We start from the raw sequence: 18,232 nt of genomic DNA, 5'->3' as shown, positions 1-18,232 counted from the left end.
ATATTCAGATACAGCGGCAGCTTATTGGCCGTCTGCGTTTAAAAATATAAATCACGGAACGAACGGTATCAGTATAACAGAATTTTTCTCTGTTCTCAACAAAATACTTTTCTTTTTTGCACAGGTTCGCTATAATGAAGCAGAATCGCTGTTAGGCTTGCAGCGTTTTAGAATATTTTTCAGGCAGTACCGCCTGGAAATCCAGTATCCAGTTCAGGAGGTTATTATGGCAGGTTCAACATTCGGAAATCATTTTAAAATCACTACCTGGGGAGAGTCCCACGGCCGGGGCATCGGCGTTGTAATCGACGGCTGTCCGGCGGGGCTTTCCCTGGATGAAACAGACATACAGAAATTCTTAGACAGGCGGAAACCGGGGCAGTCAAAATTCTCCACCCAGAGAAAAGAAGCTGACTCCGCCGAGATTCTTTCCGGCATCTTCGAAGGGAAAACCACGGGAACTCCCATCAGCCTGTTGGTGTTTAACAAAGATCAGCATTCTAAGGACTACGGGGAAATTGCAAACTATTACCGTCCCGGACATGCAGATTACACCTTTGACATGAAATACGGGTTCCGGGATTACCGGGGAGGCGGCAGATCTTCCGGCAGGGAAACCATCGGCAGAGTTGCGGCAGGCGCCGTCGCCGCCAAGATTTTAAAGCAGCTGGGCGTCACCTTTTTGACCTATGCCCGTTCCATCGGCCCTGTTTCCATCTCCAGCTCCCCCCAGGAGCTTCTGTCAGGCGATTTATCAGAGCTGTCCGAAAAAATACAGTCCAGTCCGCTGTACATGCCGGAAGAACTGCCCTGCCAACAGGCGCAGGAGTTTCTGCAAACCTGTATGGCAGACAAAAATTCTGCCGGCGGAATCATTGAATGCATCATCACCGGCGTGCCGGCAGGAATCGGGGAACCTGTTTTTGAAAAATTGGACGCAAATCTGGCAAAAGCTGTTTTTTCCATCGGAGCGGTAAAGGGCTTTGAAATTGGAGACGGCTTCGCCGCCGCTGCCGCTCTCGGGTCTGAAAATAATGACTCTTTTGATAGAAAAGACGGAGAAATCAGAACTGCCACCAACCATGCCGGAGGCATCCTGGGGGGGATCAGCAACGGAATGCCCATTATATTCCGGGCGGCTGTAAAGCCCACCCCATCCATTGCTTCCCTGCAAAATACCATCACCCGAAACGGAGAACCTCTGGAAATCTCCATTCACGGCCGCCACGATCCGATTATTGTTCCAAGAGCTGTAGTTGTGGTGGAATCCATGGCCGCATTAACGCTGCTGGATTTGATGATGGAGCAAATGGGAAGTCGGATGGAATCTCTGGAAGGATTTTATAAAACCAGAAGCTAAACAAATACAGCACTTGCCGGACTTGAATTACGGCAAGTGCTGTCTCTTTTTTATGATAATTTATGGATATGAATGCAATTGGGCTGATCGATGGCAATGGGCCTGCCTTTCATCAGAAAATACTTTTTCTCATAATCCACATGGAATGTCATTATCTCATTGGTATCATGGTTCAGACTCAGAAAATACTGGCCGTCCGGAAAGATTGCGATAGATTTCGGATAGTCCCCGCTGATTTTGGAATCACAGATCATCGTAAGTTCCCCGGTTTCTTTGTTAATGGAGTAAATTATCACAGAATTGGCCCCTGCATTGGAGCAGAACAAGTATCTGCCGTCTTTGCTGACTTCCATACCGGAGGCTCCGCAGTTCATTTTTTCCTCTTCCTCCACTGTTGGAATGCTCTGCAGTCTTTCAAATTCCGGTCCCTGGGGCGTACATTCGTAACTGTATACATCCACTTCATTGCTCTCTTCACATAACACATAGGCAAATCTTCCGTCAGGAGTGAAACGGATCATTCTGGGAGAAGACTCCAGATGCTCCCGCAGAATATCCGCAATCTTTAACTTGCCCTTTTCATAGTCAATCTGGTATATTTTCACCTGATCCAGACCGCCGTCCACCGCGCAGAGAAACCGCTGCTGAGGAGTCAATTTGACACAGTTCACATGAGGGCGGTAATTGCGCTCCGCAATACTTCTGCCCATACCTGTATGGAAAATTCCGTCTGCAATATCCCCAATGCTTCCGTCTTGATTCAGGCGCATCATAGTCACTCGGCCGTCGTGGTAACCGCCTACAAACAGATAGCGGTTTTCCTTGTCCACATCCACATAGCAGCCGCGCATTCCGCCGATCCATTTTTCATTCATGGCTTCCAGATCACCGTCCGGAAGGATTTTAAACGCAGCGACGCCCTCGTCTGCTATGGAATAAAGGAATTTTCCATTCGCAGAAACGGTCAGATGGGAAGGATTGTTAATGGGAATCACCTTGCGTTCTGCCATGCTTCCCCCTTCCACATCCAAATCATAAATATGAATTCCTACACTGGTTCCGTGGGTGTAAGTTCCCACATATGCAACATATCTTTCATTGCTCATCTGCCTGCTCCTCCTTTTCCTGTCTGCGCAAAATATCAAATTTTGCCAACGGCTGTCCTAAATCAATATATAAGATTTGTTTTGGATGGGGCGCTGACTCCATCTCATTACCGTCCTGATCCTGAATCCGTTTCACAATGACCGGAATATCGGTTCCGTCCGGTTTCATTACTTCAATTGTCTCTCCAACGGAAAACTTATTCCGCTGTTCGATCCGGCAGAACCCTTCTTCATTGATTTCCCCCACAATTCCAAGATAGGTATATTCCTTCACATAAGTGTTATTATCATAAATCTGTGAAGATTCATCCGGTTTTCCAAAGAAAAATCCAGTGGTAAACTGCCGATATGTACAGTTTACGATCTGATCTAAATACCAGGGCATATTGGCCCGGTAAGTTTCTTCTGAAACAAAATAATCGTCAATGGCCCTTCGGTAAGTTCTTGCCACAGTAGCCACATAGAGGGCTGTTTTCATTCTTCCTTCTATCTTAAAGCTGTCAATTCCCGCATGCACCAGCTCCGGAATATGTTCTATCATGCATAAATCCCGGGAATTAAAAATGTAAGTTCCCCGTTCATTCTCATACACAGGCAGATATTCTCCCGGCCTTGTCTCCTCCACTACCGCATATTTCCACCGGCAGGGATGGGTGCAGGCCCCCTGATTGGCGTCCCGCCCGGTAAAGTAATTGCTGAGCAGACACCGGCCGGAATAGGAAATGCACATAGCTCCGTGAATGAAGGTTTCTATTTCCAACTCATCGGGAATATGGCTGCGAAGTTCTGAAAGCTCAGTCAGGGACAATTCCCTTGCAGAAACCACCCGCTTTGCGCCCAGTCTGTGCCAGAACCGGTAAGTTTCATAATTGGTATTGTTTGCCTGGGTGGAAATGTGCACCTCCACCTCCGGGCATACTTCCTTTGCGAGAGTAAATATCCCGGGATCTGAAATGATCAGCGCATCCGGCTTTATTTCATTTAGTTCTGTAAAATATTCTCTGACTCCCGCAAGATCCTGATTATGCGCCAGAATATTGGCAGTCACATAAACTCTGACCTGGTGTTGGTGGGCAAACTGAATTCCCTCTCTCATGTCATCCAGAGAAAAATTCTTTGCTTTTGCTCTCAATCCAAAGGCCTCTCCGCCGATATACACCGCGTCAGCGCCAAAAATCACTGCAACTTTCAGCACCTCCAGGCTGCTGGCCGGTATTAGCAACTCCGGTTTCTTCATTCCCTGTTCCCTTCTTTCACTCCCGCTGATCCTTTCAGACTGCAATGCTAACTCCTCTTTTTCACACTGACCGTCACGCCGTCTCCCACCGGAAGAACAGACGTTGTCAGAGCTTCTGAATGGGTCAGCTGGTAGAGATATTCCCGCATCCGCTTGTGAATGGTACGGTTTCTTCTGGTAACGGCAAAACGCGATTCTATAATATCGCCGTCCTGCAGCACATTGTCTGATACCAGAATTCCTCCCGGTGCAAGCAGACGCATCACGTCCGGAAGAAAATGGATATACTGGCCTTTGGCCGCATCCATAAAAATAAAGTCATAGCTTTCAGTCAAATCTTTCAGGATCAGACTGGCGTCTCCTTCTAATAATTCTATCACATTTTCCTTCCCTGCACGCAAAAAATTTGCTTTTGCAAGGGGAATTCTTTTTTCATAATTCTCAATGGTTGTAATCCTGCAGGGAACCGGATTGCCGTCTGCCATCAAAAGGGCGGAAAATCCGATTGCCGTCCCCACTTCCAGAATCCGTCCGGGACAATTCATCGCAAGCAGAACCTTTAAAAGCTGCTGTGTCTCCTTTCGGATTACCGGCACAGAGGTGCGCTGCGCCTCTGCTTCTATTTCTTCCAACAGCGGGGAATTGCCGGCGTCCAAAGAGTTAATATACGTAATCAGGCGCTCATTTCCGGTCATTCTTCTGCTTCCTCTGTCTCTTCTCCTGCCAAAATCTGTATCATTTCTTCTGCTGTCTGGGAGGTATTCAGCACATAATCCCCTGATTTTAATTTATCGTCAAAGGAGGACAGATAAAGCTGTATGGAAAAAAGAACGCCGTTATCCACAAGCCCTTTTTCTTCCAACAGGCTGCCCAGTTCTGTGGCGGATATTCCCTTCTGAATCCGCACCGTCACATCTTTTCCAGGCTCTTTGTCCACGGAAGGTTCTGTAAAGACACGGTAACCGAGGTTATAGGCTGCTTCTCCTGCTTTCAAAGTCACAAACAGGATCAGAACCATAATCAGAATCCCCAGTACGCTATTCAGAACACTCAGTGCCATTTTGCTGCTTTTCATAGCCTGCCCCTCCCCTGTCTTTCCACAACCTGGATCACATCCAATCCATTATTCAAATCCCAGATCAAATTCTATTTCTTCCATCAGACGATAATTGATACGCTGTATCATCCGGCACACAGCCAGTTCCGCTGAAAGATATTCATTGACGTAAGGCTCTGCCCGCAAAGGGGCAAATTCTTTTTCCAGGCGATCCATCTCAGAATACAAATCCACATCTCTCTGCCGCTGCAATTCGAAGCTTCTTCTCCGGAACTCATGAATTGCCTTTTCTTTTTCCGGTTCTAAATGTACCAGATTCCGCACTTTTTGATATTCCTTGTATTCCGTGCTTTCTTTTACTGCATAGATCAGAGCTTCTATCTTTTCATCAATGTAACTCATACCAACCTCAATTTAAACTTCCATAATAATGGGCATAATCATGGGCCTTCTCTTGGTTTTCTTCCAGACAAATTCTCCCAGCTCGTCTTTGATTTCCGTCTTGATCCTGCCCCAGTCTGTAATGTTCTTGCCCATACAATAATCCATTGTCTCATCCAGCAGTTTCCGGGCCTCGTCCATCAGGCTCTCAGCTCCCCGCACATATACAAAACCGCGGCTTACAATGTCCGGTCCTGCCAAAACCTGTCCGCTGCCGGATTCCAGGGTCATCACTACAATTATAATTCCGTCCTCCGCCAGGTGCTGCCGGTCCCTTAAAACGATGTTTCCCACATCGCCTACTCCCAGTCCATCTACAAGAACAGTGCCCACCGGAACCTGTCCGGTAATCTCAGCGCCGTTATCATCCAGTTCCAGTACATTTCCGGAGGAAAGGACAAATATATTATCTTTATGAAACCCAAGCTCTTCTGCAATGGTGGCATGAGCCCGCAAATGCCGGTATTCTCCGTGAACCGGAATGGCATATTTGGGCTTCACCAGAGAATAAATCAGCTTGATTTCTTCCCGGCAGGCATGTCCGGACACATGGGCATCCTGGAAAATCACTTCTGCGCCCTTCATAAACAGCTCATTGATAACATTTGACACGGCTTTCTCATTTCCCGGAATGGGATTGGAGCTGAAAATAATGGTATCGCCGGGTTTAATGGTGATTTTCTTATGAAGGCTTGCCGCCATCCGGGACAATGCCGCCATAGATTCTCCCTGGCTTCCTGTAGTAATCAAAACCGTCTGTTCATCCGGATAATTCTTAAGCTGCTCAATATCAATTAAGGTATTCTCCGGAATCTGCAGATAGCCCAGTTCTGTGGCGGTGGAGATAATATTGACCATGCTGCGGCCTTCCACCACTACCTTGCGGCCGAATTTGTAAGCGGAATTGATAATCTGCTGCACCCGGTCCACATTGGATGCAAACGTTGCAATGATAATCCTGGTATTGGGATGATCTGCAAATATATTGTCAAAGGTCTTTCCTACGGTGCGTTCCGAATTAGTAAATCCCGGCCGCTCTGAATTGGTGCTGTCACACATCAGCGCCAGTACGCCTTTCTTTCCGATTTCTCCAAACCGCTGCAGGTCAATGGCATCTCCGAATACCGGCGTATAATCCACCTTAAAGTCGCCGGTATGGACTACAATGCCCGCCGGCGAATAAATTGCCAGGGCGGCAGCGTCCTGTATACTGTGGTTGGTTTTGATAAATTCTACCCTAAAGCAGCCCAGATTAATGTGCTGTCCGTATTTTACCACTTTCCGCTTTACCTTAGAAAGCATGTTGTGCTCTTTCAGTTTATTATCTATAATGCCGATGGTCAGTTTCGTTGCGTAAATAGGCACGTTGATGTCACGAAGGACATAGGGAATGGCGCCGATATGATCCTCGTGGCCGTGGGTAATAAAAAATCCCTTTACTTTCTCAATGTTGTTCTTAAGATAAGTGGTGTCCGGTATTACCAAATCAATGCCGAGCATATCGTCTTCCGGAAAAGCCAGACCGCAGTCTACTACAATAATACTGTCTTCGTATTCAAAGGCAGTAATGTTCATTCCAATCTGCTCTAACCCGCCTAAAGGAATGATTTTCAATTTTGAGTTATGTTCTTTCTTCAAATTGCACCTCCAAATGCTTTGCAGGTTTCCTGTTCTCCTTTCTGGCTCTCCTGTTCCTGTTTCAGACATGATTTACAATAGCCATAGAGCTTTACTTCATGGTTGATGACCTGAAAAGAGACTGATTCTTTAATCCGTTTCTCCAATTCGTCTAACAAATCATCCCAAAAAGATATTACTTTTCCGCATCCCAGACATATTAAATGGTGATGGTGGTGCGCTCCCTGTCCCCCAATTCTTCCAATTTCATAACGCACATAGCCATCTCCTAACTGAATGCTTTCCACCAAGTTCAGCTCCAGGAGCAATTGTATGGTCCGATAGACAGTAGCCAGTCCAATTTCCGGAAACTCTGCCTTTACTATTTCATATATTTCTTCCGCAGTCAGATGCCGATCCCCACAGGATGCCAGTGTCTCTAATACCATAATTCGCTGTTTGGTCTTTTTCAATCCATGTTCTTTTAAAATTTTTTCAAAATCATCCTGGATCATCGCAACACCTTTCTGTAAAATTCTTATTTTTGTTCCTTTAAAATCTGTTCAAATGTATCCCGCCAGTTGCAGAGGGCAGAATTTACATAGTAAAATCAACATCTTCCAGTATTTCTCCGAATATTCTGGATATATATTCCAATTCTTCCTCAGATTCCACCATTTCATACATGGCGTCCTCCTGTTCTTCCTGTGACAGCTCCTTCAAAATAAAAGCGTCGCAGTCTCCTTCTTCCTCCTCTGTCACCAGAAGGTAATTCTGACCATTGATTTTGGTCTGCTCCAACACGTAAAATTCCACAGACCCTCCGTTTTGGGGAGCCTGAAATACAATTTTTTCCATTCTGTTATCCTTTTATTCCTCCGAATGATTCTCTTTCTGAAATGCCGTCAAATCCAGATAATTCTGCAGGATCAGCACTGCGGCAATTAGATCGGAATGCTCTTTCCGATTCTCTCTGCGCACACCGCTCTCTATCATAGTCCTGGTTGCTGCGGCAGTTGTCAGCCGCTCATCCTGCAGGATGACGGAAATCTGGCACCGTTTCTCCAGCAGCTCTTTAAATTCCAGCGTTTTCTGGCAGCGCTCTCCCTCTGTGTTATTCATATTCTTGGGGAATCCAAGCACAATTTTGTCCACCTCGTATTCCCCTGCCAGCGCTTCAATCCTAGCAAGTGTCTGACGAAGCTTTCCTGGTGACTTCCGCCAAATGGTTTCCACACCCTGGGCAGTCATCAGCAAAGCGTCGCTTACGGCAACGCCCACTGTTTTAGAGCCGAAATCCAGGCCCATAATCCGCATAAAATGTCCTCCTAACCCCAGGAATTGCTCTGAATATACCGGCGCAGTATCTCCTCCACCAGCTCGTCCCGTTCCACTTTCATAATCAGGCTTCTGGCATTGCGGTGACTGGTAATGTACGTAGGGTCTCCCGACATGATGTAGCCCACAATCTGATTCACCGGATTGTAGCCCTTCTCCCGCAGGGCGCCATAGACAATTTCCAGAACATCGTCCACTTGTATCTGCTGTTCTTTTTCCACTTTAAAGTATTGAGTATTGTTTTTATCCTGCATTTTTCCCGTCCTTGTTGTATACAGCCGCTCTACCCACGCTCCATCTCAACGCTGCACTGTGTCTCTTTGAACATAAACACTGTAGATGCAGGTGGGCATAAGTGACTGCGTGATTGCTCTTTCGTTCTTAAAATATTTCTTCTATCTATTCTAATACAAATGTTCGGAAAATTCAATCTATATTTTTTACAAATTTTTTTTCAGAAGTTCTGAAAAATATTCCGGCAAAGGCGCCGTCACCTCAAGATACGCCCCCGTAACAGGATGAATCAGGCCAAGGGTGGCTGCGTGCAATGTCTGTCCCTGCAGCTTCCAGGGTGTTTTTCCATTGCTGTAAAGATCATCGCCGAGAATCGGGTGGCCGATGCTTGCCATATGAACGCGGATCTGGTGTGTCCGCCCGGTTTCCAGTTCAAACTCCATATAGGTATGCTTTGAAAAACGCTGAAGCACCTTGTAATGGGTAACCGCCCGCTTGCCGTTTTTCACATTTACCGCCATTTTCTTTCGTTCCACAGGATGCCTGCCGATGGTTCCCTCAATGGTTCCGGCCTCCTCCTTTACCAGTCCCTTCACGATTCCAAGATACCGCCTGGTCACGGAATGGGCCTTAATCTGCTCTGCAATTTTCACATGGGCATTGTCATTTTTGCACACGGCCAGGGCCCCGGTGGTATTCATATCAATGCGGTGCACAATGCCGGGACGGATTTCCCCATTGATGCCGGAAAGACTGTTTTTGCAGTGAAACAGAACTGCATTCACCAGCGTGCCGGAATAATGGCCCGCCGAAGGGTGCACCACCATGCCTTTGGGCTTATTTACAATTAATAAATCTGAATCTTCATAGAGAATATCCAGTGGGATATCCTCAGGCAAAATCCGGATTTCCTGGGGCGGCGGCACCTTTAATGCAACCATATCCTTTTCATTGACCCGGTAATTCACTTTCTGGACTTTCCCATTCACAAGCGCACAGCCCTCTTTCACCAGTTTTTGCAGAAATGACCGGGAGCAGTCCGGACAAACCGCCGAAAGAAATTTGTCCAGCCGTTCTCCGACATGCTCTGGCCCGGCGCAATATTCCAAAAATTCCAATTCACTCACGTTTTGCTCCTTTTGGGCAGAACAACAATCTTACCCGTTCTGCTCTTTTTTGTGAAAAGGCCAGAGAACCTCCAGCTCCTCTTCCTTATAATAGAAAAATACCAACACCATCAATAACGCCATTCCAACAGTTACATAAATATCCGCCACATTAAAAATCGGAAAATTAATCAATTCAAAATAGAAAAAATCTATCACATAATTCAGCCGCAGGCGATCGATGAGATTTCCCATTGCGCCTGCAGTCAGAAGCGCCAGAATAACGCGCATCCAACGATACTTTTTTTCCAGGGGGATACGGTAATACACCATAAGCATCATTGCAAGCATAATCACTGTTATGGCGACAAACCACAATTTCCGCCCCTGCAGCAGCCCGAAGGCCGCGCCTCGGTTCTCCAGATAATGCAGTTGAAACACATCCCTGATAAGAATAATGGAAGAACCGTCCTTTAAATAAACCGACGCCAGATATTTGGTCCATTGATCCAGAATCAGCAAAAACGCCGCGCCAAATATGTAACACAGATAGCTGTTTCTTTTTTTTGTTCCCATACGCACACTCTTTCTACTGCAAAATATACCGAATTCCGGCCAAAATTTCAGAATCCGTCACTTCCTTTGTGATATATGCCTCTCCGGGCTGCTTCAGCAGGATAAACTTAATTTTCCCGGATTCCATTTTCTTGTCTGACCGGGTGGTTTTAAGAATCTCTTCCGGCGTATGGGCAAACCCCTTCAGCCTTGTGGGAAGTCCGTAGCTTTCCAGAATCCTCTCTGTTTCATCCAGTGTTTCCTTTGTGATATTTCCCCGCTGACAGGAAATATATCCGGCGCTTATCATGCCGAGAGCCACGCATTCCCCGTGAAATAATGTAAAATCTGATAATTTTTCAATGGCATGGCCGATGGTATGGCCGAAATTCAAAAGCGCCCGCTCTCCCTGCTCTTTGGGGTCCGCTTCCACCACGGCCTGTTTAATCCGGCAGCTTCGGTAAATCATCTCTTCCATTGTCTCATACTCCTGGGCCATAATTGCTTCGCTGCGGCTGCTGATAAAGTCCGTATAATCCCGGTCTTTGATAAATCCATGCTTGATTAATTCAGCGGTTCCGGAAGAAAACTGACGCTGCGGCAGCGTTTTTAAGGCAGATATATTCATATATACCAGCTTGGGCATGTAAAACGCTCCCACCATATTTTTAAATTGTAAAAAATCCACCCCTGTTTTCCCGCCAATGCTGCTGTCTGTCTGAGCCAGAAGCGAGGTGGGCGCCTGAACAAAATCAATGCCCCGCAGGTAGGTGGCCGCCGCAAAACCCGTTAAGTCTCCCACTACGCCGCCGCCTAAGGCAATCAGCACATCTTTGCGGTCAAAAGAGTTCTGTATCAGATGCTCATAGACCTTTCCCACTGTATCTGTGTTTTTGCTGGCTTCCCCGGCTTCAAATACAAAAGAAATGCAGCAGGAAAACATGGGAGACAGCAGCCCTTTCACTTCTTCTAAATATAACTTTCCAACGGTAGTCTCTGTGATGATGCATGCCCGGTTCCCGCCGTACCCCAGCTCTTTTAATTTTTCCGGCAGAAGGCCGAAATCCCTTTGAATCTCAATCTGATAAGAAGGTTTTCCCTCATATGATACTGTAATTGTTTTTCCCATAACATTTCCCGATATGCTGCCATATCGTTCCTTTCTGTCTTATTTTTGAGCCGATTCCCAGTACTGCAGCGTGCTTGAAAGCTGCTTTAGAGATACCGCTCATACTGTATTTTCAGACGGCCTTTTTTCGTCTCTCCCCGGCAGTCCAGGAAACGGAACCGCCCCACGGAACGAACTGAAATCAAATCCCCCGGCCTGCATTCACAGGTCACCTGCAGCGTCTCTTTATTGTCAATAAACACTTTGCCGCTCCGAATCCACTGGCTTGCCTGGGAACGGGAGATTTTGCAGAGGCAGGCAACCACGCTGTCCAGCCGGTTAGAGGTGATAATTCCTCCCGCTACTTCCAGTTTGGGCTCAATGTGAACCTCGTTTGGCGCGGCCGGTTCTACAAGAACTGTGGTGTTTCGTATCCTTGTCAGGTTTTCTGTCAGATATTCCGCCAGATTCTCCTGGCAGAATACATAGCTTTCCGTGTCATCCACCAGAATATCCCCAACCCTGGAGCGTTCCATTCCAAGATTCATCAGGCTTCCCAACACATCCCGGTGGCTGAGCTTTTCTGCAAATTTCCGATTCACCGGCGAGATTTTCAGGCAGGAAATAGGGAATTTCCAGGTATAACAAAGAGCATCAGGCAAAAATGCAATCATCTGACGCTCACTTAATTCATATCCGCCGTACAGTTCAAATCCGGAATACAGCTCTGAACTCTGCCGGTGAAAAATATTCAATTCATTTAGATTTAGAAAATCACTGAATAAAACAACGTTTTTTTGCTGCGCCTGTCTGGACAAATCAATCAAATGTCTGGCAAACAGGGTATCCTGATACTCTCCCTGCCCTTTGGCCGGCCGGTTTCCCGTGTCTGCTGCGTCAGAAGAGGTTCTGTGTAGTAATCTGTCTCTTGCCATATCTTTCATTCCTTAAAATTCCGTCTTAATGGGAGGTACATCAAACGCATCCATAATATTTGCGAAATCACCGGAAATATCCACGCTGGGCGGAGTGATAATAAATATGTAATTGGAAATCTTCTGCAGATTACCGTTGATGGCAAAACAGGAGCCTGAGGTGAAATCTATAATTCGCTGGGCAATATCTACATCCAGTCCTTCCACATTCAGCACAACGGTGCGGTTTAACAGCAGCGTCTCTGTAATCTCCCGGGCATCCTCCACATTGGTGGGCTTAATGACACACACTTCCATGCCGTTTCCCTGTTTCTTGTAAGAACGCATCGGCGTTACCTTCTGGGTCTTTACCGGACGGGGACGCTTTTCCTCAAACTCTTCTTCGTCTTCCGAATCCTTATCTTTTAAAATACTCTTCCGTTTGGGTTTTTCTTCTTCGTAGTCGTCGTCATCATAGTAATCATCGTCATAAAAATCATCATCATCCGAATTCAATCTCATGACATCTAAGAATTTATCAAGCATTCCCATAATAATCTCCCTTGTTTCTTTCTCCAAAAATGCCGGTTCCAACCCGAACCATTGTGGCACCCTCTTCGATTGCTACCATATAATCGCCTGTCATGCCCATGGACAGCACAGACATATTTACATTATCAATGTTTTTCTGCATTATGTCAACAGATAATTCTCTGATTTGGCGAAAATATTCCCGATTATCTTCCGGGTTTTCCACAAAGGGCGCAATTGTCATAAGCCCCTGGATGTGTATGTGGGGAAGCCTGGCAATTTCTTCCACCAACCGGACGGCTTCTTCTCTGGAAGTCCCGAATTTGCTCTCTTCTTCGGCAATGTTAACCTCCACTAAAATATCCATTTCCACCTGCTTTTTTTCCGCCTGGCTGCTGATTTCTTCTGCCAGACGCAGCGAATCCACCGAATGAATCAGACAGACTTTGTCTATCACATATTTCACTTTATTACGCTGCAGATGGCCAATCATATGCCAATGGATATCAGCGGGCAGCGCCGGATACTTATCCATAATTTCCTGGGCTTTATTCTCTCCGAACTCACGGCTTCCCGCCTGGTACGCCTCTTCTAACATGGGAACCGGCTTCGTTTTGCTGACCGCAATCAATGTGACCTCCTTTGGGTTTCTTCCTGCCTTCTCACAGGCTTTTCTGATATTCTCATGCACTTTTGCCAGATTTTCTTTTATCATGTCAGGTTACCTCCTACCGTATAATTTCATTTTCTTTAATCGCAGAGGAATCCAGCGCAATATGGTCATACATGGAAATTCCATAATTGGTTCCAGTATCCACAATGGTGTACTCCTGATTCTGAAATAATATTTCCACCTTGCGGAACACGGCATATCCTCTGTTGATATTGTAAACTCCCTGCAAAGACGCCGTTTCTTCCAGGCTGTATTTCTCATTGGAATCCGGCTTAATCACCAAATCCCCTTTTTCCAGTCCTTTTCCGGTGATATAGTACTTGTCCTCCGTCTCCTCCGCCACGGAAACCGGGGTGAATTCCATCACGGTTTTGCCTTTTTCATCCTCATACTGGCGGGTAACACCGTTGGTATTGTTATCTCCTCCTTTGGTGAGGAATTCTTTGGGAATCAGGAAAAAAGATTTTTTCGTCAACGCCGTATTGGGAATCTTAAGGCCGCTGGTATCCGACAGCAGCAATTCCACATCCAGATACCGGTCAGTGGCAAATCTGGATGCCGAATTCTGAAAGTTAAGAATCAGATACCATTGCTCCCCCTGATTTAAAATACGGGAAGCTCCCCATGCCGTGGAATTGTCTTTTTTAAATTCCACCTGGATATTGCTCTCCTTGGCCAAATCCTCCGCCAGCTTCTTGTCAATGGGAATCACCAGATCCCAGATTTCACTGGTGATCAGTTTAAAGGCAGGCTCTCCTGCGGTCACCTGCTCCCGGGACACCAGATTATTCTTCGTATGGGCGGATGCATTGAAAATATCCGCCGTAAAATTATCGGCGGTCACTTGTTCCAGACCGTCTGTGTTGTATACCACAATGCCTGGTTCCGGCGCCAGATAAGAATGAAAACCAGAAGAGCCTCCGGTATAATTATCCAGATTTGACAGAGCGTTTGAGCCGATGGCTTCCATCAATTCCGCTTCCATATCGTACTGAAAGGTATAGACCTGGTAAAAATTTACATCGGAATAATCCAGCACATAATTTGCAGCCGTTTTCTCCAGTTCATCATAGGAACCTTTTTCCTTAAAAAGCTGTCCGTCGTTCTGACTGGTAATTTCCTTATAAAAGTCTCCTGTTTCGTCAATGGAATACACATAAGAGTTGACGCTGACTTTGGCAGCGTCCTTGCTGTAATAATTGATGTATCCGGACTTCTCTGTCTGAAACACTTTTTCCTCCCGCAGAACCACTCCGGTAAAGGTATTATTCTGCGTGATGGTTCCCTGGGTCACCTCATACACTGCCACCTGCTTGGCGGTAAAATACTGAAAAATGTTATAAATCATATACACAAAAATAATAAGGAATACCAGTACTCCTATATTAAAATGCGACGTTCTGTGAAATTTTACAACTTTTTTATTTTTTTTATTTGCCATATCATTCAAGTCCTGTCTTTTTGAATATCACTATTCCAAGGAAACTGACCGTTCTATTCTAACACTTTAAAAGCAGAAACTCAATACTGCTTCCAGAAACTTCCAACATGATTTCATCCCTGTTGGAAATACTAAATTCATGTAAAAGGAGGAATGCATATGAATACCAAAGGCTTAGATTACACACTACTGGCACTGGTGATTATTGGCGCTGTCAACTGGGGATTGATTGGATTATTCCGTTTCGACCTGGTATCATTTTTATTCGGCGATATGAGCTGGCTCACCCGGATTATCTATGGAATTGTAGGAATCGGCGGTCTGTACCTCTGCAGTGTATTCGGACGTATCCGTTCCATCAACGAAGCTTAGTACCATTTGAACGCAACAGAGAATGGGGCTATCGAACACTGCGATAACCCCTTTTCTTAAACGTAACTATCTGCTCTTTGGCTTATAAAGATACGAGAACCTTCCCTTTGGTACACTCCGGCAAATCACTTTCGTTCCTGGAAATGCTTAAAATAAAATTAACATGGAACTTCTCACTGATAGCCTCCAGCTTTGTGATTGCGTGGCTGATATCGCCGTCTTCCAATTTGGCAATGGTAAGGAAACTGTCTAAATACATCTCTTCCAAATCGTGATCCTGGGAAATTATTCCAGAAAGAAATCCTAAAAATTCATCACAATTTGAAACCATATAATCTGAAACATTGATCAGGCGAACTTTATTGCTTAATTCGTACATATGCTTCTGGCTCTTATCCAGGTATACGATATTACCGGTAGCTGATTTAACCGATTCATTCACCTTCTCCAATAAATGTTTTGTTTTTCCTTTTCCCTTTTCTCCAGCTATAATTTGTACCATGACAATCTCCTCCTAGTCTCAACCGTATTTGTACAAAATAGATAAATGCTGTCTGTAAATTCTCCGCCTCATTCCCTATTTTGCATGACAACAGTAATTTTCATACCGTAATTATAGTATATATTCACGAATAATTCAACTGTTATTTGAAATTTCTTTCAGCAATTGTGTCATTTCCTCGTAAAGCCCGTCTGCATGCTCCGCTTTAAAAACTATGGAAATATAAGGGTCCTCCCCCTTTTTGCTGTACAGAACCAGACAGGAACCCGCATCGCTGGTGGTACCTGTTTTTCCGCCGATAACCTGAATTCCTTCCGGCTGATCTTTCTCGCCGGTCAGATATTTGTTGGTGGTGATCCACTCCTTGGTCACTGCCTCACCTGCAGAATTGGTAAGTTCTGCCGTGTGGGACCGGGTGCTGATAATTTTCTCAAATTCCTCATTCTGAATGGCAGTATTAAAAATCAGGTACATATCATACACCGTAGTGTAATGGGCCTCATTCTGCAGACCATGAGGATTCACAAAATTGGAACTGGTAGCCCCCATGGCTTTCGCTTCCTCATTCATCAATTTTGCGAATTCTTCGGAGCTTCCGGAAACCAGATCCGCGATGACATTTGCCGCATCATTCCCGCTGCAGAGAATCAGTCCATAGAGTAAATGCTCCAAAGTGGTCGTATCTCCCACAGCAAGGCCGCAGACCGAAGAGCCCGCTTCTAATTGAAGCTCCGCTTCCGTCACAGTTGCAGAAGCCTTTAAGTCTCCGTGCTTGATTGCCACATAGGCAGTCAGGATCTTGGTGGTGCTTGCAGGATAGAGACGTTCATGAACATTCTTGCCGAATTTCATATTCTTTGCCTTCAAATCGAACAGGCCGGCGGCCTGGGAAAGAGAATCGGTCACATTCTCGCTGAGTATATTTTCATTTCCTGCAACGCAGAGCTCCTTTGCAAAAAAATCATACTCCGCCTGTTCTCCGCTTCCTCCTGCTGCAGTCAAACCGTATAATCTGGCGCTCTCTGTGATATGATAGGCTTTGTCAACTTTTACCGGTTCCCCGCAGCCGCAAATCAGCGAAAACGACAGAATCAGGCAGGCTGAGCACGATAATAATTTATTTATACATTTCACGCCACTCTAAATCTCCTCTGTCCAATGATTTAATTAACAATTCTGCTGTGGCAAGATTGGTTGCCAGCGGAATATTATGTGTATCGCATAAATGAACCACGTTGTTCACATCCGGTTCATGGGATTTCGGTGTTAAGGGGTCCCGCAAAAAAATCACAAGGTCAATCTGATTGTGTTCAATCTGCGCCCCAAGCTGCTGGGCGCCTCCCAGATGCCCGGCAAGGTATTTGTGAATTGACAGATTTGTCACTTCCTCAATTAATCTTCCGGTAGTGCCTGTGGCATACAAATCGTTTTTACAGAGAATTCCCCGATAGGCAATGCAAAAATTCTGCATCAGTTTTTTCTTTGAATCATGTGCAATTAATCCTATATTCATTTTAAAAACCCTCCATTCTGTACTTCAGCGGCTGAAGCCCCACATTTAATACAAGTCCTACTCCAATAAAAAGACTTACAAGCGATGTAAGCCCGTAACTGACAAAGGGCAGCGGTAATCCGGTATTGGGCATCATTCCGGTTACCACACAGATATTGACAAATGTCTGAAAGCCAATCCAGACAGCAACACCGCCGCAAATCAGACGGCCGGATAAATCCTTCGCTTTTCTTCCAATCAGAATACATTCGATCACAATCAGCAGCAGCAGCGCCAGAATTACTGCGCTTCCCACAAATCCCAGTTCTTCTCCCGCAACTGCGAAAATAAAATCTGTCTGAGGCTCCGGTATATAATTGCCGTTTTTCACGGAAAATGCGGTATCATTATTCAGCCCCTTACCCCATAACTGCCCGGAGCCGATTGCCATAATCGAATTCTGCTGCTGATACGCATCCTTCGCATATTTCTCCGGCTGCAGCCAGGCCATAATACGCCGCCACTGATATCCATCGAGAATTTTCTGATTTGGCTGAAGGATCAAATAAATAAACAAACTTCCGGCAGGCACCAAAACTGCCAGCACGCCTATAATTATTTTATAACTTAATCCGCTTAAAAACAAGAGTGCAATGAAAATTATTGCAACAACAATACTGGTAGACAAATCCGGCTGTTCCTCAATCATAATCCAGGGAACAAAAATCAATACGCCGGAACCCAAAATCACAGGCAGGGTATTTATTTTTTCCTGATATTTTCCAAAAAACCAGGCAAAAAACAGAATCAGCAGCACTTTGGACAGCTCAGAGGGCTGAAAGCGAAATCCGCCTATGTCAATCCAGCGCCCGGCGCCGTTGGCATCGCTTCCGAATACATGGAACGTAATCAGGGAAAGCAGCCCTATATTGAAAATATAAATCAGCCAGTTAAAACGCAATATAAAAGAATAATCAATCAGAGAAACCACTGCCATGACAAAAAGCCCCAGCAGCAGGCCAAGCACCTGTTTGCTCTGCACAGATTTCTGCGCGCTTCCAATGACGCTGATTCCCAGCATGGTAAGCGCAATCACATAGACAATCAAACGAAAATTGTAATTTTTAATCTGATATTGTTTTAACATA

Annotated in this window: 23 protein-coding genes; 2 read left to right on the top strand and 21 right to left on the bottom strand. The window is 45.5% G+C overall.

Annotated features, from left to right (window positions below):
- The first annotated feature begins 226 nt into the window (after nt 1-226).
- Nucleotides 227-1,360: a chorismate synthase gene (gene aroC / locus ACTO17_RS04510; RefSeq protein ID WP_482557039.1), complete on the top strand. Its 1,134-nt coding sequence runs from the start codon at nt 227-229 to the stop codon at nt 1,358-1,360.
- Between the two features lie 50 nt (nt 1,361-1,410).
- Here aroC and ACTO17_RS04505 read toward each other — a convergent pair whose 3' ends face one another.
- The 17 genes from ACTO17_RS04505 to ACTO17_RS04425 form a co-directional block, all read right to left on the bottom strand.
- Nucleotides 1,411-2,466 carry a lactonase family protein gene (locus ACTO17_RS04505; RefSeq protein WP_482557038.1) on the bottom strand — a complete coding sequence of 352 codons (1,056 nt, stop codon included), beginning with the start codon at nt 2,464-2,466 and terminating at the stop codon, nt 1,411-1,413.
- On the bottom strand, nt 2,456-3,703 hold the full coding sequence (locus ACTO17_RS04500; RefSeq protein WP_482557037.1) for a peptidase U32 family protein: 1,248 nt from the start codon (nt 3,701-3,703) through the stop codon (nt 2,456-2,458). Before ACTO17_RS04500 ends, ACTO17_RS04505 begins: the two co-directional genes overlap by 11 nt.
- A gap of 47 nt (nt 3,704-3,750) precedes the next feature.
- Nucleotides 3,751-4,398, bottom strand: a complete 648-nt coding sequence (locus ACTO17_RS04495) for an O-methyltransferase (protein ID WP_482557036.1) — start codon at nt 4,396-4,398, stop codon at nt 3,751-3,753.
- Nucleotides 4,395-4,778, bottom strand: a complete 384-nt coding sequence (locus ACTO17_RS04490) for an endolytic transglycosylase MltG (protein ID WP_172537969.1) — start codon at nt 4,776-4,778, stop codon at nt 4,395-4,397. Before ACTO17_RS04490 ends, ACTO17_RS04495 begins: the two co-directional genes overlap by 4 nt.
- A 48-nt stretch (nt 4,779-4,826) precedes the next feature.
- Nucleotides 4,827-5,162: a YlbF/YmcA family competence regulator gene (locus tag ACTO17_RS04485; protein ID WP_172537970.1), complete on the bottom strand. Its 336-nt coding sequence runs from the start codon at nt 5,160-5,162 to the stop codon at nt 4,827-4,829.
- Nucleotides 5,163-5,174: 12 nt separating this feature from the next.
- On the bottom strand, nt 5,175-6,839 hold the full coding sequence (locus ACTO17_RS04480; RefSeq protein ID WP_172537971.1) for a ribonuclease J: 1,665 nt from the start codon (nt 6,837-6,839) through the stop codon (nt 5,175-5,177).
- The gene (locus tag ACTO17_RS04475; protein ID WP_482557035.1) at nt 6,836-7,333 is read right to left on the bottom strand and encodes a Fur family transcriptional regulator; all 498 of its coding nucleotides are present in this window, start codon (nt 7,331-7,333) and stop codon (nt 6,836-6,838) included. Before ACTO17_RS04475 ends, ACTO17_RS04480 begins: the two co-directional genes overlap by 4 nt.
- Nucleotides 7,334-7,415: 82 nt before the next feature.
- Nucleotides 7,416-7,676: a DUF1292 domain-containing protein gene (locus ACTO17_RS04470; RefSeq protein ID WP_482557034.1), complete on the bottom strand. Its 261-nt coding sequence runs from the start codon at nt 7,674-7,676 to the stop codon at nt 7,416-7,418.
- Between the two features lie 12 nt (nt 7,677-7,688).
- Nucleotides 7,689-8,135 (bottom strand): Holliday junction resolvase RuvX, encoded by a 447-nt coding sequence (ruvX, locus tag ACTO17_RS04465; protein ID WP_482557033.1) that lies wholly within the window; start codon nt 8,133-8,135, stop codon nt 7,689-7,691.
- Nucleotides 8,136-8,146: 11 nt separating this feature from the next.
- Nucleotides 8,147-8,410: an IreB family regulatory phosphoprotein gene (locus ACTO17_RS04460; protein WP_172537975.1), complete on the bottom strand. Its 264-nt coding sequence runs from the start codon at nt 8,408-8,410 to the stop codon at nt 8,147-8,149.
- Nucleotides 8,411-8,596: 186 nt separating this feature from the next.
- Nucleotides 8,597-9,508, bottom strand: a complete 912-nt coding sequence (locus ACTO17_RS04455) for an RluA family pseudouridine synthase (protein ID WP_482557055.1) — start codon at nt 9,506-9,508, stop codon at nt 8,597-8,599.
- A gap of 39 nt (nt 9,509-9,547) precedes the next feature.
- Nucleotides 9,548-10,072, bottom strand: coding sequence for a signal peptidase II (gene lspA, locus ACTO17_RS04450; RefSeq protein ID WP_172537976.1), 525 nt, complete (start codon nt 10,070-10,072; stop codon nt 9,548-9,550).
- A 13-nt stretch (nt 10,073-10,085) separates the two neighbouring features.
- Nucleotides 10,086-11,180: a 3-dehydroquinate synthase gene (gene aroB / locus ACTO17_RS04445; protein ID WP_482557032.1), complete on the bottom strand. Its 1,095-nt coding sequence runs from the start codon at nt 11,178-11,180 to the stop codon at nt 10,086-10,088.
- An 86-nt stretch (nt 11,181-11,266) separates the two neighbouring features.
- Nucleotides 11,267-12,094, bottom strand: coding sequence for a YlmH family RNA-binding protein (locus ACTO17_RS04440; protein ID WP_482557031.1), 828 nt, complete (start codon nt 12,092-12,094; stop codon nt 11,267-11,269).
- Between the two features lie 12 nt (nt 12,095-12,106).
- On the bottom strand, nt 12,107-12,625 hold the full coding sequence (locus ACTO17_RS04435) for a cell division protein SepF (protein WP_172537979.1): 519 nt from the start codon (nt 12,623-12,625) through the stop codon (nt 12,107-12,109).
- Nucleotides 12,612-13,319: a YggS family pyridoxal phosphate-dependent enzyme gene (locus ACTO17_RS04430; RefSeq protein ID WP_172537980.1), complete on the bottom strand. Its 708-nt coding sequence runs from the start codon at nt 13,317-13,319 to the stop codon at nt 12,612-12,614. The genes ACTO17_RS04435 and ACTO17_RS04430 overlap by 14 nt, the downstream gene beginning before the upstream one ends.
- 13 nt (nt 13,320-13,332) lie before the next feature.
- Nucleotides 13,333-14,718, bottom strand: coding sequence for a biotin/lipoyl attachment domain-containing protein (locus ACTO17_RS04425; protein WP_482557030.1), 1,386 nt, complete (start codon nt 14,716-14,718; stop codon nt 13,333-13,335).
- A 159-nt stretch (nt 14,719-14,877) separates the two neighbouring features.
- Here ACTO17_RS04425 and ACTO17_RS04420 point away from each other — a divergent pair, with 159 nt between their 5' ends.
- Nucleotides 14,878-15,090 carry a DUF378 domain-containing protein gene (locus ACTO17_RS04420; RefSeq protein ID WP_016214887.1) on the top strand — a complete coding sequence of 71 codons (213 nt, stop codon included), beginning with the start codon at nt 14,878-14,880 and terminating at the stop codon, nt 15,088-15,090.
- Nucleotides 15,091-15,172: 82 nt separating this feature from the next.
- Here ACTO17_RS04420 and ACTO17_RS04415 read toward each other — a convergent pair whose 3' ends face one another.
- The 4 genes from ACTO17_RS04415 to ACTO17_RS04400 all read right to left on the bottom strand — a co-directional run bounded on the left by ACTO17_RS04415 (nt 15,173) and on the right by ACTO17_RS04400 (nt 18,231).
- On the bottom strand, nt 15,173-15,592 hold the full coding sequence (locus tag ACTO17_RS04415; RefSeq protein ID WP_172537982.1) for a twitching motility protein PilT: 420 nt from the start codon (nt 15,590-15,592) through the stop codon (nt 15,173-15,175).
- 135 nt (nt 15,593-15,727) lie between these two features.
- Nucleotides 15,728-16,726 carry a D-alanyl-D-alanine carboxypeptidase family protein gene (locus ACTO17_RS04410; protein WP_482557029.1) on the bottom strand — a complete coding sequence of 333 codons (999 nt, stop codon included), beginning with the start codon at nt 16,724-16,726 and terminating at the stop codon, nt 15,728-15,730.
- On the bottom strand, nt 16,710-17,105 hold the full coding sequence (gene mgsA / locus ACTO17_RS04405) for a methylglyoxal synthase (RefSeq protein WP_172537983.1): 396 nt from the start codon (nt 17,103-17,105) through the stop codon (nt 16,710-16,712). Before mgsA ends, ACTO17_RS04410 begins: the two co-directional genes overlap by 17 nt.
- Before the next feature lies 1 nt (nt 17,106).
- Nucleotides 17,107-18,231, bottom strand: coding sequence for an FtsW/RodA/SpoVE family cell cycle protein (locus tag ACTO17_RS04400; protein WP_172537984.1), 1,125 nt, complete (start codon nt 18,229-18,231; stop codon nt 17,107-17,109).
- Nucleotide 18,232 lies beyond the last annotated feature (1 nt).

It is taken from the genome of Petralouisia sp. (genome assembly GCF_056822245.1).
The sequence above is the reverse complement of the archived record's forward strand: the minus strand, read 5'-3'. Positions and strand labels throughout refer to the sequence as shown.

Coding starts and splice junctions, on each gene's coding strand:
- mgsA (WP_172537983.1), bottom strand. CDS start 17,105: ATGAATATAGGATTAATTGCACATGATTCAAAGAAAAAACTGATGCAG.
- ACTO17_RS04440 (WP_482557031.1), bottom strand. CDS start 12,094: ATGGCAAGAGACAGATTACTACACAGAACCTCTTCTGACGCAGCAGAC.
- lspA (WP_172537976.1), bottom strand. CDS start 10,072: ATGGGAACAAAAAAAAGAAACAGCTATCTGTGTTACATATTTGGCGCG.
- ACTO17_RS04425 (WP_482557030.1), bottom strand. CDS start 14,718: ATGGCAAATAAAAAAAATAAAAAAGTTGTAAAATTTCACAGAACGTCG.
- ACTO17_RS04505 (WP_482557038.1), bottom strand. CDS start 2,466: ATGAGCAATGAAAGATATGTTGCATATGTGGGAACTTACACCCACGGA.
- ACTO17_RS04435 (WP_172537979.1), bottom strand. CDS start 12,625: ATGGGAATGCTTGATAAATTCTTAGATGTCATGAGATTGAATTCGGAT.
- ACTO17_RS04400 (WP_172537984.1), bottom strand. CDS start 18,231: ATGTTAAAACAATATCAGATTAAAAATTACAATTTTCGTTTGATTGTC.
- ACTO17_RS04500 (WP_482557037.1), bottom strand. CDS start 3,703: ATGAAGAAACCGGAGTTGCTAATACCGGCCAGCAGCCTGGAGGTGCTG.
- ruvX (WP_482557033.1), bottom strand. CDS start 8,135: ATGCGGATTATGGGCCTGGATTTCGGCTCTAAAACAGTGGGCGTTGCC.
- aroB (WP_482557032.1), bottom strand. CDS start 11,180: ATGGGAAAAACAATTACAGTATCATATGAGGGAAAACCTTCTTATCAG.
- ACTO17_RS04420 (WP_016214887.1), top strand. CDS start 14,878: ATGAATACCAAAGGCTTAGATTACACACTACTGGCACTGGTGATTATT.
- ACTO17_RS04460 (WP_172537975.1), bottom strand. CDS start 8,410: ATGCAGGATAAAAACAATACTCAATACTTTAAAGTGGAAAAAGAACAG.
- ACTO17_RS04495 (WP_482557036.1), bottom strand. CDS start 4,398: ATGACCGGAAATGAGCGCCTGATTACGTATATTAACTCTTTGGACGCC.
- ACTO17_RS04490 (WP_172537969.1), bottom strand. CDS start 4,778: ATGAAAAGCAGCAAAATGGCACTGAGTGTTCTGAATAGCGTACTGGGG.
- ACTO17_RS04430 (WP_172537980.1), bottom strand. CDS start 13,319: ATGATAAAAGAAAATCTGGCAAAAGTGCATGAGAATATCAGAAAAGCC.
- ACTO17_RS04470 (WP_482557034.1), bottom strand. CDS start 7,676: ATGGAAAAAATTGTATTTCAGGCTCCCCAAAACGGAGGGTCTGTGGAA.
- ACTO17_RS04415 (WP_172537982.1), bottom strand. CDS start 15,592: ATGGTACAAATTATAGCTGGAGAAAAGGGAAAAGGAAAAACAAAACAT.
- ACTO17_RS04485 (WP_172537970.1), bottom strand. CDS start 5,162: ATGAGTTACATTGATGAAAAGATAGAAGCTCTGATCTATGCAGTAAAA.
- ACTO17_RS04475 (WP_482557035.1), bottom strand. CDS start 7,333: ATGATCCAGGATGATTTTGAAAAAATTTTAAAAGAACATGGATTGAAA.
- aroC (WP_482557039.1), top strand. CDS start 227: ATGGCAGGTTCAACATTCGGAAATCATTTTAAAATCACTACCTGGGGA.